Source organism: Desulfosporosinus sp. I2 (assembly GCF_000960765.1).
Classification (GTDB): Bacteria; Bacillota; Desulfitobacteriia; order Desulfitobacteriales; family Desulfitobacteriaceae; genus Desulfosporosinus.
Map to the genome: position 1 here is coordinate 1 of NZ_JYNH01000102.1, position 16,814 is coordinate 16,814.

At 43.9% G+C, this 16,814-nt stretch carries 13 protein-coding genes and 1 pseudogene; 6 read left to right on the forward strand and 8 right to left on the reverse strand.

Features of this window, described 5'->3' with window-relative positions:
- From UF75_RS18405 to UF75_RS18430, 6 genes are all read right to left on the reverse strand, one after another.
- Positions 1-1,979: bifunctional alpha,alpha-trehalose-phosphate synthase (UDP-forming)/trehalose-phosphatase (locus UF75_RS18405; RefSeq protein WP_045576034.1), on the reverse strand; the 1,979-nt coding region annotated here is incomplete at its 3' end.
- Between the two features lie 295 nt (positions 1,980-2,274).
- A complete protein-coding gene (locus UF75_RS18410; protein ID WP_045576035.1) occupies positions 2,275-3,744 on the reverse strand; it encodes a HAMP domain-containing sensor histidine kinase in 1,470 nt (489 codons plus the stop codon).
- A complete protein-coding gene (locus tag UF75_RS18415) occupies positions 3,734-4,408 on the reverse strand; it encodes a response regulator transcription factor (protein WP_045576036.1) in 675 nt (224 codons plus the stop codon). The genes UF75_RS18410 and UF75_RS18415 overlap by 11 nt, the downstream gene beginning before the upstream one ends.
- 26 nt (positions 4,409-4,434) lie before the next feature.
- The gene (locus UF75_RS18420; protein WP_045576037.1) at positions 4,435-4,986 is read right to left on the reverse strand and encodes a hypothetical protein; all 552 of its coding nucleotides are present in this window, start codon (positions 4,984-4,986) and stop codon (positions 4,435-4,437) included.
- Positions 4,987-5,127: 141 nt separating this feature from the next.
- On the reverse strand, positions 5,128-5,454 hold the full coding sequence (locus UF75_RS18425) for a DUF1904 domain-containing protein (protein ID WP_045576038.1): 327 nt from the start codon (positions 5,452-5,454) through the stop codon (positions 5,128-5,130).
- A 68-nt stretch (positions 5,455-5,522) separates the two neighbouring features.
- Positions 5,523-5,807, reverse strand: a complete 285-nt coding sequence (locus UF75_RS18430; protein WP_242860322.1) for a helix-turn-helix domain-containing protein — start codon at positions 5,805-5,807, stop codon at positions 5,523-5,525.
- Positions 5,808-6,376: 569 nt separating this feature from the next.
- On the opposite strand from UF75_RS18430, the gene UF75_RS18435 reads away from it, so the two are divergent.
- The 3 genes from UF75_RS18435 to UF75_RS18445 all read left to right on the forward strand — a co-directional run bounded on the left by UF75_RS18435 (position 6,377) and on the right by UF75_RS18445 (position 9,087).
- Positions 6,377-7,573 carry a CoA transferase gene (locus UF75_RS18435; RefSeq protein WP_045576040.1) on the forward strand — a complete coding sequence of 399 codons (1,197 nt, stop codon included), beginning with the start codon at positions 6,377-6,379 and terminating at the stop codon, positions 7,571-7,573.
- 80 nt (positions 7,574-7,653) lie between these two features.
- Positions 7,654-8,133, forward strand: coding sequence for a flavodoxin domain-containing protein (locus UF75_RS18440; protein WP_348983076.1), 480 nt, complete (start codon positions 7,654-7,656; stop codon positions 8,131-8,133).
- 120 nt (positions 8,134-8,253) lie between these two features.
- Positions 8,254-9,087 (forward strand): deoxyribonuclease IV, encoded by an 834-nt coding sequence (locus UF75_RS18445; protein ID WP_045576042.1) that lies wholly within the window; start codon positions 8,254-8,256, stop codon positions 9,085-9,087.
- Positions 9,088-9,368: 281 nt separating this feature from the next.
- Here the strand turns inward: UF75_RS18445 and UF75_RS27435 are convergent, their stop codons facing one another.
- On the reverse strand, positions 9,369-11,936 hold the full coding sequence (locus UF75_RS27435; RefSeq protein ID WP_082075224.1) for an HD domain-containing phosphohydrolase: 2,568 nt from the start codon (positions 11,934-11,936) through the stop codon (positions 9,369-9,371).
- Positions 11,937-12,397: 461 nt separating this feature from the next.
- Positions 12,398-12,577, reverse strand: a complete 180-nt coding sequence (locus UF75_RS18455) for a Uma2 family endonuclease (RefSeq protein ID WP_045576043.1) — start codon at positions 12,575-12,577, stop codon at positions 12,398-12,400.
- 226 nt (positions 12,578-12,803) lie between these two features.
- Here UF75_RS18455 and UF75_RS18460 point away from each other — a divergent pair, with 226 nt between their 5' ends.
- From UF75_RS18460 to UF75_RS26470, 3 genes and pseudogenes are all read left to right on the forward strand, one after another.
- Positions 12,804-14,948 carry an ATP-dependent RecD-like DNA helicase gene (locus UF75_RS18460; protein WP_045576044.1) on the forward strand — a complete coding sequence of 715 codons (2,145 nt, stop codon included), beginning with the start codon at positions 12,804-12,806 and terminating at the stop codon, positions 14,946-14,948.
- Between the two features lie 195 nt (positions 14,949-15,143).
- A complete protein-coding gene (locus UF75_RS18465) occupies positions 15,144-15,569 on the forward strand; it encodes a CBS domain-containing protein (RefSeq protein ID WP_045576045.1) in 426 nt (141 codons plus the stop codon).
- Positions 15,570-15,799: 230 nt separating this feature from the next.
- Positions 15,800-16,814, forward strand: a pseudogene (locus tag UF75_RS26470) (hypothetical protein); the annotation flags it as partial.

Genomic DNA, 16,814 nt, shown 5'->3' on the forward strand with positions numbered 1-16,814 from the left:
GTCACCTCCGAGTTCCTAACTTCAATTACTTTATTGCCTTGTAGTATATGAATATCGACATTAGAGGTGAAAGCCACTAACTCGTCCATGAGTTCACGAGCACAGGCGGAGCTTAGCTCCGGATTAGCTTGACGGAAGTGCCAAGCCAGAGAGAATTCTTTCTCTTCGATAAATGAACCAGGGAGTCTGTCGGCATACATTTCGAGCATCGGCATGAGCTGACGTTTCCATGAGTTGACTAGAGGTTTGCTCAATCGCCACTGCTCTCCCCGTCGTTTGAGCCAGGCTCCATGTTCAGCCACTAGGGTAATATTTAAGAAGCCCAGCCAAGTTTGAAGGGTCGTTCTGTCCCTGCCACTTATAATAACGATTTCTGTATTCGTGTCCGTTAAAATCTTCAGAAGATCCAGAAGTTCCTGATCAGGCTTGGCTTGGTCAGGGCTGTCTGTAAACGGAACCAGAGTTCCGTCATAGTCAAGCAGTAGCAAGCGTCTGTTGGCCCGGTGGAAAGCAGAATGTAAGGTCACTTTATGTTGACCCAGGGGGAGGGTCTGAGATTGTCCTTTCTGCACCTGCAACAATTCCTGAATAAAATCACCTGACCAGCGCACCACATCGTAGCCTTTCAGCCTTTGTTGCATGACTTGGTTGCGCTTTTTCTGTTCTGTCTCAGGCATTACTAAAGCTTGTTGCAAAGCCTCAGCAATGGCTTCCAGATTGTTGGGATTAATGATCAGGGCCTCTCCCAGTTCTCTGGCGGCACCGGCCATTTCGCTCAGGATGAGCACACCTGTTTGATCCGTGCGCGCAGCAATATATTCTTTGGCAATTAAGTTCATCCCATCTCTTAGGGGAGTAATTAAAGCGACGTCACTTTGTCGGTACATGGCCAGCAGAGAGTCAAGCGGCAAGAACTTATATTGGTAAATAATCGGGGTCCAGTTAAACGTGCCGAAGCGACCGTTTATCTCTCCTACAAGTTCATCAATCTTCTGTTTCATGCGCTGGTAATGTTCAACTCCAACCCTAGAAGGAACCACGATCATGAGCAGAACCACTTGTTCGCGCCACTGGGGATTATTCTCTAGAAACAACTTGTAACCTTGTAGGCGGTTACTGATTCCTTTACTGTAGTCTAAGCGGTCTACGGAAAGAACCGCCTTATAGCCATCAAGTAATTGCTCGAGTTCCTTCATGTTTTGCCAAAACTCTGAACCAGTAGGGGTTGAGTGGTAGCGTTGGTAGTCAATACCCATAGGAAAGGCGTCCACTTTAACGGCATGTTCCTGGGACAGGATTTGTCCCAGCTTGTGTTCATAACCTATAATTCTTAGTACTGAGCGTAAGAAATACTGGGCATATTCAGGCGTGTGAAAGCCGATCAGATTGGCACCTAAGAGCCCGTGCAGAATTTCTTGGCCCCAAGAAGACGGCAGCAGCCGGTAAAGCTCAAAGGATGGAAAGGGAATATGCAGGAAAAAGCCGATGGGAGTATGGGGGAGTTTCTCCCGAAGTAGGCCCGGCAGAAGCATAAGGTGGTAATCGTGCACCCAGATTACATCCCCAGGCTGGATCTCCTCCAACACAACATCCCTGAAGATCTTATTAACCTCTTGATACTGAAGCCAATAATCCTTGTCATAGACTGTATTCGAAGGAAAATAGTGAAACAGGGGCCAAATAATCTTATTGCAAAAACCCAGATAAAACTTGTCCATAGCCTTTTCTGATAAGAAAACAGGGGAAGCGTTGAGCTCGCCTAAGACGCTCTTTACTTCCGGTTGCAGCTTGTCCGGCACCGTGATTCCAGGCCATCCGATCCAGACATATTCTATGTCCTGGGCCGAGGTACTTTTCAGCAAATCTAAATAGGCACTTAGCCCAGAAACAAGCCCTCCAGCGCTCTGCTCAAAGGTGAGTTTACCATCCTTTTGAACCCCGTTCAGGGGCAGTCGGTTTGAAACAATCAGTAATCTCATAAAATAACTCCTCTCTACTTTGTTTTAACTATGTCTATTAAAAAAAATAAAAGAACCGCATTAGGCGGTTCCGCAAGGTCCTTTGTCCGAGGTTATGTTCAGTAAATAGCAAATCCTAGGAAGATTTGGGTTGGTGAGAGTTACCAGCGGAAACCTTGATAGATATTTTTACTTATTTTACCTAACAACTTAATAATACCATGTAAGTTGCTTCATGTCTATTAAAAATTAAATTTTAAATGACAAAAAAGCATCGGTTTGCAAATCCGATACCTTAAACCTCTTATTATAACCGTTATTCCGTGGGCGCGGTGGGGAGCATAATTGAAATTCTGGTCCCGATATCCTGTCTGCTTAAAACCTCCATGTGTCCGCCATGCCGCTCTGTGATCCACTTCGCAATGGATAAGCCGAGCCCAGTTCCGCCCGTGGTTCTGGCACGGGATTCGTCGGCCCGGAAGAAACGGTCGAATATCTTCGGAACAGCATCGGGTGGGATACCAATACCTTCGTCCTGTACGGTCAGTTGGGCATAGCCGTGAGCACTGGAAACAGAAACTTTGATCTGCTTACCTGGAGGGGTATATTTCATGGCATTGTCAATCAGGATTCGCGTCGCCTGTTTGATGAGGCTTTTATCCGCGTTAATGATAACGGGCGTAACACTCGAATCGTATTCGTGCCCACCGTCGATCATCTGAGTTTCCCGCAGCACTTCTACGGCAAGGACGGAAAGTTCAAAACGTTCTATTTGCAGAGCCATGGTGTTGTTGTCACCCCGTGCCAGAAATAAAAGCTGTTCCACCAAGCCTTTCATATTGGCTGTTTCATCCTTAATGGCATCAATGGATTCCTGTAACGTTTTTTCATCCTTCTTCCCCCAGCGATCTAGTAGATCGGCATACCCTTGAATGACGGAAATCGGCGTCCTCAGCTCATGGGACGCATCGGACACAAAGCGCGCCTGGGAACGGTAGGATTCGTTGATTCGGTCCAGCATCCCGTTAATAGCAGAGGCGAGGGTTTTCAGTTCGCTTTGCGTATCGTCCACTGGTATTCTCGTATCCAGCTTTGTGGCATTGATGCCGTCTAACTTGCCGGCCAGAACTTCCAATTGTTCCGGTGTAAAGCCCCCCCCGATGGTTAGGTTATGCGCCGTTTCAGCTAATTCCTCAATGGGTCGTAGAGCTCTTCGGATCGTTCTTGCACCTGATAAAATGCTGCTGAACAGCATTAAAAGCTCTAAAATCATTACTAAGGCAAACATCCCTGCACCTATCTGTAGGATCTCCTGAAGGCGGATGGAGATAAGATACGAACGCCCGCTAACATCGATCGTCGCTTGGTAGGTAACACCCTCTAATTGTCTCCAAGAGTTAAAACCTTCTGAATTCGGCAGGTCGATACTCCTTCTACCAGACGCAGTCTGTTTGGAGAGGTGGGTCCTTAGGGTTTGGGGTATGGGTATTTGAAACCCTCTTGGTTCTCCCGTCTGAAGCGAAACACTGTATCCGGTGAGCTCCAGCCAGTTTTCCGCATCTGGGGTAGGCAGTTCCGTCTGATTCAGCCTTTCGGCCACCGCAGCCACGGTCTGTTCAGCGTGCACAATCAGTCCTGCCGCAGACACCAGACACAGAATTACATCAAGGGTCAAAAAAATCCCCAGCAGACGAAAGAATAGTTTGATGTTGAGCCTCCATACCAGGGAAAAACGTATTTTGTGGCTGATACGGTTAGCGGGACTGTTTAACGGCTCACTTTTCATCCTTAATCACATACCCCACTCCTCTGACGGTATGAATCAGCTTAATATCAAACACCTCGTCGATTTTTCCCCGCAGAAAACGCACGTAGACATCGACAGCATTGGTTTCTCCCGTAAAATCATAGCCCCAGACATTTTCGAGTAGTGCTTCCCGGGAAATGACCAAGCCCTTATTCTTGAGCAGATAGTGGAGAAGGTCAAATTCGCGTTTTGTCAGTTCAACAGGCTTGCCCATCACGGTAACCGTATGACGACTCGTGTCCAGCAACAGACCTGAGGCGGATAACACCCCGTCCTCCTGCACGGTTTTTCTGAGGGCGGTGCGGATCCGGGCGAGAAGCTCTTCTATGGCGAAGGGTTTGGTGATATAATCGCTCGCTCCGCTGTCAAGTCCGGAGACCTTATCCACCACGCTGTCCCTCGCTGTCAGCATTATGATAGGAACGGAGGAGATTCGGCGAATTCTGCGCAGCACTTCCATGCCGCTCAACTGAGGCAGCATGACATCCAGCAAAACGAGGTCGAACTCGCCGGTTTCGGCGAGTTCAAGCCCTGTTCTCCCATCAAAGGCCTTTGTTGTGGTATAACCCTCATAGCCAAGCTCAAGCTCGACAAATCGTGCAATCTTTTCCTCATCCTCAATAATCAGTATTTTTGAACTCATTAAAAGCCCCGCCGTTTCAAAAGTTTTTAATCGTTATTTATGGATTTCTTGAGGTTGACGGCGGCATCCGCCGCGCTATTCATCGCGTCATTGACGGTCTTCCCGGATAAATCAGGTCCGTGGAAGCGATAACGAAAACCAAAGAACAGTCCGACAATGATGAGCGGAATGGTAATCCAGAAGGCGAATATCATCAGCAAGGCGAGGACCGTGACAGGAACAGATGCTTTGCTTTCCTCGTCCTTAAGCACTTCAAAGGAATTTGCATTGCCCCTGCGGATCATATCTAAGCAAAATGATCCAATTCTCTTCATGAGAGAAAAAAAGCCTTTTCCACCGTGGCAGTGGTGATTTTGCTTTTCCCAGCAATTTTCTTTGTAGGCACCTGCGTGTGGGTCAGCGGTTTTTCCACTGCTATAATAACCTCCTCCGGTCGGTGCTTTTACCTTTCCCTGTTTCTCCAGATAAATAATGGCTTCCAGCAAATCCCCGTTTGCCGCGTCTAAGGCAGTTTTTGCCTCTTCGAAGCTTATATTGGCCATGGCACAAAGTTTCTCAACTTGTTCTAAGGTTGTCATTAAATTTCCTCCTTTGGTTTTTGTCTTTGCTCAATTGAGTATGTATGAATTCTAACCCAAAAAACTTCAAGGAGAATTTGATGAAAATTAAAATAGGATTAAAAAATTAATAAAGATCTACTGCTTCAATACCTGTGTTATTTAATAATGCTCTCCATTTTCATAGTAGCGCGGTTTCTCCAAAACCGTAAACATAATATCGACGTTAGGGCAGCCAGCTTCCTTGAGTAATCCACTAATGGCTTGAGCCACTTGGTCTTGAATCTCTTGTCCACGGTCAAACCAAGCGATCTCGACAAAAGGATAACCAGGGACAACCTCTCCATCCATGACAAAGGTTGAGTGAATCACCTCGAGAGTGAAGTAGTCCCTCGGAGACTGTGTCATTTCCGCAAGTTCGTAGATCAGCTTCTTGCTTAATTTACGGACTATTTCTGTTTCGATTCCGCGCATCTTAATTTGGGGCATTCGGATCCCTCCTAAGTATTATTAGTTCTTGAAACATGATGCAGCATAAATTCAAGATATTCTGTTCCTCATTCAAACATCTTATCCATAACCTTTAAAAACTTATGCCCCATATCCGTTAACGAGTATTCCACTTTTGGAGGAACTTCCCTATAAACTTCTCTATGAACAAGCCCGTCTCGTTCTAGCTCCCGCAGTTGTTGCGTTAAATAACCTTGCCGTATTTCGGGTAAAGCTCTCAGTAATTCATTGAATCGCAAAACTCCATCTTTTAATGTCCATATTATTACTAACTTCCATTTACCGGCTATTATGTTTTGTGTGATACCCACAGGGCATTTGATTTTTAACAACTCTTGCCTTAACTGCAATTGAGATGCTCACTCCAAAGTACGAATTTATGTACTATGTACAAAAATTTATCGTACTTGCATGATAATCCTTTATACAATATTATCATCATACTAGGTTGATTAATCAACTCGAAAAACTATTTGGAGTTTAAAAATGGAAGAAGTACTGGGATTTCTAAATGAAAATCGCACGGGTTCATGTATAATATGCACTTCTTACTATTTAGAAAAGTCTATTATTATAAATTCCATACATTTCTTGAAGAATCAATAAGAAATGATGTAGGGACAAAATATGGTAATAGCAATAGATAACTGGAATTCTATAGTATATGATGTTGATCATAAGGACGCTTAAAGACAAGTGGGCGTAACTGTATGAAAAAGTGTTTCAGGCATTAATATTGCCTTGAAAGTATTATGTTGACTCTCACATTGTGTGGCGGCGAGAAATGATTGAAAACTGCTCGAAACTCTTGATACCTTATTGGCATCCGAGCGATGCATAGCAAGATCCCCATGCGTTCCTATGAAGAGCTTTTAGTAAAAATAGAAGGGTGAGTGAAATAATGAATAATTTACCGTTAAGGGGACTAAAAGTTATCGATTGTGCTACTCATATGGCGGCACCTTGGGCTGCGACTTATTTAGGTGACTATGGTGCAGAGGTTGTTAAAATTGAACATCCAAAAACAGGGGATACAGGCAGAAGTTTTGGTGCTGTAAAAGATAATATAGGTATCTTCTGGAAAACTCTGGCTCGTAATAAAAAATGTATCACGTTAAATCTTGGCGTCGATGAAGGCAAAAAACTCTTTCTCCAGTTGATCAAGGAAGCCGACGTACTCATTGAGAACTTTAGACCTGGAACGCTTGAGAAATGGGGACTTGATTGGACGGTCTTAAGTGAGGTCAATCCCCGTCTTATCCTATTACGTTGTAGTGGTTTTGGGCAAGAAGGTCCCTATTCAAAACGTGGGGGATTTGGTACAGTGGCCGAAGGAATGAGCGGCTTTGCCGGTATGAATGGGTGGCCTGACGGACCCCCAACACTCCCCCCCAATGCATTGGCTGATGGAGTAACCAGTGTCCAAGCAGCACTAGCCATCATGATTGCTATTTATGAACGTGATGTCCTTAAAAGTGGTATCGGTCAAGTTCTTGATATTTGTTTATATGAGCCGCTCATGCGTCTGATGGAAGCAAGTATCGTTGAACACAGCGTTTTAGGGACAATTCCTCAAAGAATGGGAAATCGGTTAAGCTCGGCTGCTCCTCGTAATGCCTATATAACCAAGGACGGGGAATGGGTTGCGTTATCGGCCAGTGCACAGCCCATAGCTGAAAAGGTTTTCAGGGCCATCGGCCAACCAGAATTAATTAAAGATCCGAGGTTCTGTGATAATCCCTCTCGTGTGCAGAATGTCGAGGCACTTGACGAAATCGTGGGTGATTGGATTAAAGATCATTCGATTCAGGAAGTAATGAGCATCTTTATGGAGGCTGGCGCCGTGGTCGGCCCGATTTATACCATCGATCAACTTCACGAGGATGAGCACTTCAAATTCCGTGAATCGTTAGTCGAGGTTGAGGATAAAGATTTTGGTCATGTAACCATGCCGAATGTGACAACCAAGTTTTCACGTACCCCTGGGACAATCAGACATACGGGTGCAAGCAAAGGAGAACATAACGAAGAGATTTATCAAAAACTCGGCCTCAGTGTAGACCAAATTACAGAATTTAAAACTAAGGGTGTAATTTAAGTATTTGGTAACACATTGGTATTGGTAACACATTTAAAGGGTGTAAAACTTATTAAGAGGAGGGATGTCTTATTAATAAAATTGCCGTCGTTTATTACAGCAAGACAGGAAATACCAAAAAGGTAGCAGAACTTATCGCGCAAGGTGCGAACTTAATTGAAACTATCGAAGTGAAATGTATGTCTATTGAAGAAGTCGATAATGAATTTCTTACCGAGGCCAAAACAGTCATTTTTGGATCCCCAACGATTTCTGGCACCTTTTCATGGCAAATAAAACAATGGCTGGATACTATGCGAACAGTCAAGTTTGGTGGAAAACTTGGGGCCGTTTTTGCGACAGCTAATTATGTCGGAGGTGGAGCAGAGGTAGCAGAGTTAGCCATGATTGGAGAGCTGTTGGTCAAAGGGATGTTGGTCTACTCGTCTGGTGTAGCCGATGGACAGCCTTTTATTCACTATGGGCCCGTATGCATTCAAGACGGGGATGAAGGCCAGAAAGAAAGGGCAAGAATATTTGGGGAAAGAATCGCTAAAAAGACAGTTGAACTGTTTAACTAACAGGAAAGTATCGATTAACACTGAGATCGGTAACCTCATGGTAACCGATCTCAGTGTTATTTAGCACTTGAATGGGAAGTATAAGGCAATTGAAATTATACAAGAGAAAGAAGGATAATGTTGTTAAAAATAGGTTGTCATCTATCCATTTCTAAGGGATTTAAGGCTATCGGTAACGAAGCCCTTAAAATCCACGCGAATACGTTTCAGTTCTTCACCCGCAATCCAAGAGGTAGTAAAGCGAAGGAAATCGATCCAAACGATACCGAGGCATTACGTATGCTTATGAAAGAAAATCAATTTGCTCGGATTTTAGCTCATGCCCCTTATACCCTTAACCCTTGCTCACCTGAGGAGAAAACAAGAGAGTTTGCTATCCAAGTTATGGCGGATGATTTGGTTCGTATGGAGTATTTACCTAACAACCTTTATAACTTCCACCCTGGCAGCCATGGCGGACAAGGTGCAGAAGTCGGTATTCATCAGATCATAGTTCAGCTTAATACCCTGTTAAAGCCCGAGCAAACAACCACCGTATTGCTTGAAACCATGGCAGGTAAAGGTACAGAAGTTGGTCGCACTTTCGAAGAACTCAGGCAGATTTTAGACGGGGTAATTCTATCTGAAAGAATAGGGGTTTGCATGGATACTTGTCATATCAATGATGCTGGCTATGACATTATTAATGATCTAGACGGCGTGCTTGATTCTTTCGATAAGATCATCGGCTTAGAGAGACTTTATGCGATCCACCTTAATGACAGTTTGAACTCGAAGGGCAGTCATAAAGACCGCCATGCCAAAATCGGTGAGGGTTCAATCGGTTTGAAAGCCATCACTCAAATCATCAATCACCCCAAACTTCGTCACCTGCCATTCTTTCTTGAAACACCTAACGATATTTCAGGTTATGCTCAAGAAATAGCGTTACTGAGAGATGCATATAAGGAATAATGTATGAAAGTCTCGCAACCGGAAAAACAGGGGGACAGGTTCAGTGTTTTGGTAAAACAGGGGTAATAAAACATCTGAAAAACAGGGGGACAGGTTCAGTGTTTTGGTAAAACAGGGGTAATAAAACATCTAACCTGTCCCTCTGTTTTATATGTTTTAAACAGGGGTAATAAAACATCTAACCTGTCCCTCTGTTTTGCCTGTTTTGTAACCTGTCCCTCTGTTTTGCCTCTGTTTTGTAAGGTTAAGGTTGCAGGTGCCGACGATTGTCAATTTTTCTGTTAAGTTGGTGAAGATATGTTGACAACATTGTCAACGAATATCTTCACCAATTCTGGGTCGAACTGAATTCCGGCATTTTTCTGAAGTTCTGCAATAGCTACTTCATCGGGTAAAGCCTCTCGATAGCTTCGTGAGCTCGTCATGGCATCATAAGCATCTGCAATGGCAATAATCCTGGGTTGAAGGGGTAAGTTCTCACCCTTTAGACCCTTCGGATAGCCTGTTCCATCCCATCGTTCATGATGAGCCAACACGTATTCCGCCATTTCTGCCATACCATTGACCGTACTCAGAATACGATAACCGATTTCAGGATGACGTTTAATTTCTCCCCATTCATCATTGGTCAGTTTACCTGGCTTATTAAGTATTTTTTCGTCGATTGCAATCTTGCCTATATCATGAAGTAAGCCGACGCTTTTTAGTTCCTGAACTTCTCCTTCCGGTAAACCAAGAGCCTCCCCCATACTTTGACAGAGTGCGGAAACTCGATGTGAGTGCTGTTCTTCTCGTTTGTTCTTTTCGTGAAGGGTATTGATAATCGTCTGTATGGTTTTACCCCGCATACTTGGGCCTTCAAAGAGTTTTCTCTTGTACATATAATCTTCGGCCTTTTTGAATAGTTCCAGAATATCTTCTGTCTCGTAACGTTTTATTTCATAACCGAAAGAAATTGATATTTCGATCGAACCCACTCTTTCATGTACAGCCAAAGCCTGGATTCGTTTAAGAATTTGCTCCGTTTCAGCAGCATCCGTGTTAGGTAACAGGATGACGAATTCATCCCCACCTAGTCGGGCAATAATTTCATCTCTGCGACAGCCTTTGCGGAGCACTTCAGCAACGTTTTTTAGAAGTGTATCTCCGGTGGCATGACCAAAGGAATCATTTATCAGCTTAAGCCCATTGACATCGGCCATTACAAGAGTCAAGGGATAATTCCTCGCGACATCAAGTCGTTTTAACTCCTCTTCAAAAAAACGTCGGTTATAGAGACCCGTCAGTTGATCATGGAAGCTCAAATGGACTATTTTCTCTTCAGTACGTTTACGATCCGTTACATCCTGAATCATGCCAATCAAACGAACCCTGTTATCTGTTTGATCAAACTCAACTTTTCCAAGCTCATGTACCCAGCGTTCCTCTCTATCATTAATACGGATGATTCTATATTCGAAATCAAAGCGCTGATGTACCTTTGTAACCTGCAAAAAATAATTAGAAAGTGGGGCCCTCCAATCTGGATGAACAATCTCCATCCACCCTTCCTTCGTGTGCGGATAGGTTGCATCAATCCCCAAAATCTCATGAAGCGCTGGTGAACACTCCCAGTTTCTCGTAATGAGATCTGTAGCATAGCTTCCCAAAAGAGCTACTCTTTGCGATTCTCGTAACAAAGTGTTGTGTCGTTCCAATACAGTATTGAGCGCATCGAGCTCACTCGTTCGGATTTTTATCTTATCTTCAAGATCCTCATTCAATGCTCGTATCTCTTCCTCAACGTTCTCACGCTTGAGGATCTCCTCCTCAAGCAGCGCATTGCTTTCCTCAAGTTCACTATTTAGTTCCTCCAGTTGGGCTGTTCTTTCAAGGACTCTACTTTCGAGTTCAGCATTTAAATCTCTTATTTCTGCTTCTATTTGTTTTCTCTCACTGAGGGAATTCAAAAGTTCGTTGGTTTTTTGTTTGACCACTCGCTGCAGTGTCCTATTCCAGATAAACAACAACAAGGCCACCAGAAAAACTGCGGCACCCATGATGATAATTATTCTGAACATGGGAGCGTCATAGAAGGGTATACTCGTAAAACCAAACCACTTTTTATCAATGGCCTGATACTCACTTTCAGAAATCAGCGCAAACCCATTATTAATGGCAGGCATAAACCCTGAATGACCCTTTTTGATGGCTCTGAAAAATTGGCTGGTATATAATGGTGAACCTGAATAATTAAAATTATCTTGAATTCCTAGTTTATATAGATAGTATAAGGCCGCTGGCTTTCCCAATACAAAGATTACGGACTTCTGGTCCTTAGCCGCTTGGATTACAGCTTCGGTCGTATCATATTCTTCAATATTGGTGATCCCATTTTTATGAAGAACATTGATACTGTTATCTCCTTTTTTTGCTGCGACAGTAAACCCCTTCAAAGAATTGACATCTGTAATTCCGGATATATTTTTCTGAAAAAAAATAGGAATATCAATCGTTGCATAAGCTTTTGAATAATCAAAGATCTTGGCTCTGTCAGCATTATAGGAGATTGTATCAATGACATCGAAGTCGCCTTGCATCATACTCGTATATGCTTTATTCCAAGTCATCCCGGTAATCGTCACTTTTATCCCAGTCTTTTCCTCAAAAAGTTTCCATTGGTCAATCGTGATTCCTTGCAAATCACCCTGACTATTGCGAAAAGAATAGGGGGGATAATTGTCATCCATTACTACGCTGATCGTTTTTATTTCAGGAGGGGCAGCATCGACACGGGTAGCGTGAAATAGCAAGAATACTAAACCTAAGATGATGAATACGATGTAATTGTTGCGACTCGCAGCTTTCATGAAACATAACCCTTCCTTGCTATCAAACCTATTTCCCCCATTTCGTAGGCCCGTGCGAATTTAATCAAGGAACTTTAACAAATATTACCAAAAATCGACTTGAACCATTCTAATTATTAGTTATTCTTCGTAATTCCGAGAAATCCTGCAATACTATAAAACGGCAATTGAACTTCGTGGCTCCAAGAAGGCCGTTAGTATGGCAGTCCGCAATAATAGGACTTCGAAGAGGGATACCCAAATGAAAAAGGCCGGGATATTTCAATCCCGACCTTTTTCATCGATGGTAAGAGGCTAAAACATGGTTCGGTCTGCTTTACTCTAAATTCAGCCGTTTACCCAAAATATAATTCGTGACAGCGAAGTAAGCTGCACAGAGAAGTCCGATAAAAATAATTCAGTAAGCAATCATCCATTGAATTAAGTGCTGTATGCTTATGAAATCATTGGAAGAGACATGACTATTGGGATTTGTTAAAAAGAGTAAGTAGCTGGCCGGAAATTTCCTGATGTCTGCGCGAAGGGGCTGGGGTCATATTGTAAGCCCGTCCATTAAGTAATTCCCAGCGCTCATTTACTGGCCATGTAAGGTAATCTTGGTACGTAAACAATTGGCCTGAACGCTGTGCACTCTCACTCAAGGATTTAGCCTCCTTCTTATTCCAGTTATTCCCTATCACTATGGTAACACATCGTACTTGCTGGGACAAGGGCCATCTTAGATCTTAAATCACAAGCAGTTGTGGCTTCCTTTTTTTAGAAGAGCATGATTATGCTAGAGTCTCTAATCACTGACAAATAAGTGTGGTAAAATGAAACTAAATGAGAGAGTACCTAAAGCGCTTGATGATTGGCGGGGGCAAAAAAATGGAATACCTAAGCGGAGTTGTCGAGAGAATTACCTTCGAAAATACAGAGAATGGCTTCAGTGTCATTAAGATAAAAACCAAGGGGTTTACGGACCTGGTAACAGTTGTGGGAAGCTTGGCAGCGGTAAATGTTGGCTCCATCATTCGACTTAAAGGTGAATGGAAGATGGACAGCAAGTTCGGCAAGCAGTTTGCGGCGCAGGATTATAGAGAAACCTTGCCGGCCACGGTTACAGGTATTCAAAAATACTTGGGTAGCGGACTCATCAAGGGCATCGGGCCAGCGTATGCCAAGCGGATTGTTGACCATTTCCAAGAAGACACCTTGAGGGTGTTGGAGGAGGAAGCCGACTATTTAGTCAACGTTGCGGGCATCGGTCAAAAGCGCGTGGACATGATCAAAAAAGCCTGGCAAGAGCAAAAGGAAATCAAAAATGTCATGCTTTTTTTGCAAAGCAAGGGAGTATCCACGGCCTTTGCGGTGAAAATATATAAGACCTATGGCAATGACAGCATTGAAATTGTGAAGACCAATCCCTATAGACTGGCAGATGACATCTGGGGCATCGGCTTTAAAACAGCGGATAAAATTGCCTTACAAATGGGTTTTGAGAAAAATTCCTTTGAACGCTGCCGTTCGGGGATTGTGTATGTCCTTAACGAACTTTCCAACGATGGACACTGCTATGGTACCAGGGAGCAGCTTCTGGAAGAATCGGAAAAAATCCTCGAGATTGAGAAATCACGGGTTGACTCAATGCTGGAGCGGATGATCGAGGAAAAGGCCGTCATTCACGAGGGTGAGGATGCTATCTTTCTGCTGCCCTTTTATCACAGCGAACTGGGAATCGCGAACCGAATGAAGGCGATTCTTGCCGTAGAGACTCTCTACCCTGCGACCGACGTAGCAGGTATTTTGGAAATGATCCAAAAGCAACAGGGCATTTCCTACGATGAGGTGCAAAAGGACGCAGTAAAGACTGCAGCGGCTTCAAAATTCATGGTTCTGACGGGTGGACCTGGAACGGGGAAGACCACCACCACGCTGGCCATTATCAAGGTATTTCAATTACTGGGAGCTCGAGTATTACTTGGAGCACCCACAGGCAGAGCGGCTAAACGAATGTCCGAGACCACAGGACTGGAGGCCAAAACCATTCACCGTTTACTCGAGTACAAACCGCCTGAGGGGTACAAGAAGAATGCCGACTACCCCTTGGAATGTGATGTGCTGATCATCGATGAGACGTCGATGGTCGATACTGTTCTGATGTACAACCTCTTAAAAGCAGTAGCCAATGAAACCGTGGTCATTCTGGTGGGTGATGTTGATCAGCTGCCCTCGGTAGGCGCTGGAAATGTGCTGAACGACATTATAGACTCCGGTATCGTCCCGGTCGTTCAGCTCACCAGAATCTTTCGCCAGGCCCAAGGCAGTGCCATTATCACCAACGCGCATAAGATTAATCAAGGAGACTTTCCAGACTTGAAAGGACACCGAGACAGCGACTTCTTTTTCATTGAGGAAGAGGAGCCAACCCAGGTGGTCCAAACGATCAAGGAGCTTTGTACACGGAGGCTCCCTGCTTTTTACAAAGTCGACTCGATCAACGACATTCAGGTGCTCTGCCCCATGCAACGAGGGGAAACAGGCGCGGTCAACCTCAATGCAGTTTTGCAGGAAGCACTGAATCCTTCAACGATTTCGATAAAATATGGCGGCACCGTCTACCGACTTGGCGATAAGATCATGCAAATTAAGAATAATTATGATAAGAACGTTTTCAACGGAGATATTGGATGCATCACGAAAATCGACACTGAAGAACGAACCCTGGTCCTAAACTTTGATGGAAATTCGGTTGATTATGATGGAACAGAGCTCGATGAAGTCGTTTTGGCCTATGCCACCACAATCCATAAGAGCCAAGGCAGTGAGTATCAAATCGTCGTGGCACCCTTAACGATGCAGCACTACGTGATGCTGCAGAGAAATCTTCTATATACTTGTGTGACCAGGGCAAAGAAAGTGTTTGTTTTAGTGGGCACTAAGAAGGCCATTAGTATGGCAGTCCGCAATAATAAGACGTCGAAGAGGAATACCCGTTTGGCGGAGAGATTATCGAACGAATGTAGTTGTTAAAAGAAAACAAGCTTATGATTCCTGAGCGAACGACTTAATCGATTTCCTCAAGGGGCTCCGCCTTCATTTTTTCATCATTATGGGCGTTGTTCACTATAATGGTAAAAACTGTGATCTAAGAATTATTGCAAGGAGCGTTAAAGGTGTTATAATTGGTTTGCCAAAATTAAAATTTTAAAATGGAGCGAAATAATCATGAATGTAGCTTTTTTCCTTATACCTAAAAAGGACATCATTTATCTTAAAGAAAATGCCACGATGCGTCAGGCTCTGGAGAGGATGGAGTATCACAGTTATACTGCAGTCCCTCTCATTAATAGTGCGGGGAAATATGTTGGGACGATTACTGAAGGAGATTTGCTTTGGAAGCTTAAAAATACACCGGGTTTAACCTTTCAAAATACGGAGGATATTTTCCTAAGCGAAGTGGAGCAACATGTTCAGAATTTGCCGGTAACGATCGATGCCCAAATAGAGGATCTAATTTCAAGAGCGGTGGTGCAAAACTTCGTTCCTGTCGTGGACGATCAACAGATTTTCATAGGGATTGTTCGGCGACGAGAAATAATTGAATACTGCTCGAAACTCTTGCTAGTTGCTAGGAATCCGAGCGATGCATAGCTAAATCCCCTAGTGTTTCGAAGCTGTCACAAAAAATGTGGCGGCTTTTTGTATTTAACGGAACGTGCTTCCGAGCTGTGACTTGTTGTCGGCGCCCCACTGATTTATAGGAATTGTGAGCACAGGTATGGACTCCTACCAATAAACCACCTAATGCTTAATTTTTAGGTACTCATTCCTAATTGACAAGCATAGTTTATTTACAAGGTATTAACTGGAGGTGGATAATCTTGGAGACTTATTTTTATAATAATCCTCAAATTAAAAAATGGCTTAATCAAATCATTGAAAGAATCTTCACTGTCTGCATTTTAACGGGGGCTGATTCAGATGAAGAATTTCAAAAGGGCTGTCAAATCGTCATGAAACTTACATCTTTATTAAAAGATAGCTCAACTATCCCAGCAGAATTTTTAACGGATGGAGTTAAACAACTCCTGGAACAACAGCTTCCCGACGCTCGTGTTATTAAAAACTTTCCGGAGTTTCAAGTTATCATGGAAAGAATGTTACATGAGGGAATTTTAAAAGCCACTGAAACCACCCAGAAGAAAGAGGATTTCAATAGCGACAGCGCTAAAGAAGTGTCTTACATAGAGGGTGTCACTGATTCTAGACCCGTGGATCTTTCTTCTCTTTCTATGACTAACTCGGATATACAACATATAAAAGAAGAAACACGCGTGAAAGCTGAAGTTCAGGTACTTGCTGAGGATCTAGCCCTAGCAGAAGCCAATAACCAAGCGCTCACAGAGGCGCTTGAACAAGCAGAAGCCCAAGCGAAAGCCGATGCTCAGGCGTTTGCTGAGGCTCTAGCTCAAACGGAAAAACAAGCGAGAGCTGAAGTTCTGGTACTCGCAGAGGCTCTAGCGGAAGCAGAAGCCCAAGCGAAAGCCGATGCCCAGACGTTTGCAGAGTCTCTTGCTCAAACGGAAAAACAAGCGAGAGCTGAAGTCCAGTTACTTACTGAGGCTCTAGCTGAAGCAGAAAAACAAGCAAAAGCCGATGCTCAGGAGCTTGCCCAAGCGAAAGCAGATGCCCAGGCGTTTGCTGAGTCTCTTGCTCAAACGGAAAAACAAGCGAGAGCTGAAGTTCAGTTACTTACTGAGGCTCTAACCGAAGCAGGAAAACAAGCAAAAGCTGATGCTCAGGAGCTTGCCCAAGCGAAAGCCGATGCTCAGGCACTTACAGAGGCTCTGGCGCAAGCAGAAACACAAGCGAAAGCTAATGCCCAGGTACTCGCAG

What these genes read in the sequence shown, in the direction of transcription:
- UF75_RS18410 (WP_045576035.1), bottom strand. Translation starts at nt 3,744, where the DNA reads ATGAAAAGTGAGCCGTTAAACAGTCCCGCTAACCGTATCAGCCACAAA.
- UF75_RS18415 (WP_045576036.1), bottom strand. Translation starts at nt 4,408, where the DNA reads ATGAGTTCAAAAATACTGATTATTGAGGATGAGGAAAAGATTGCACGA.
- UF75_RS18420 (WP_045576037.1), bottom strand. Translation starts at nt 4,986, where the DNA reads ATGACAACCTTAGAACAAGTTGAGAAACTTTGTGCCATGGCCAATATA.
- UF75_RS18425 (WP_045576038.1), bottom strand. Translation starts at nt 5,454, where the DNA reads ATGCCCCAAATTAAGATGCGCGGAATCGAAACAGAAATAGTCCGTAAA.
- UF75_RS18435 (WP_045576040.1), top strand. Translation starts at nt 6,377, where the DNA reads ATGAATAATTTACCGTTAAGGGGACTAAAAGTTATCGATTGTGCTACT.
- UF75_RS27435 (WP_082075224.1), bottom strand. Translation starts at nt 11,936, where the DNA reads ATGAAAGCTGCGAGTCGCAACAATTACATCGTATTCATCATCTTAGGT.
- UF75_RS18460 (WP_045576044.1), top strand. Translation starts at nt 12,804, where the DNA reads ATGGAATACCTAAGCGGAGTTGTCGAGAGAATTACCTTCGAAAATACA.
- UF75_RS18465 (WP_045576045.1), top strand. Translation starts at nt 15,144, where the DNA reads ATGAATGTAGCTTTTTTCCTTATACCTAAAAAGGACATCATTTATCTT.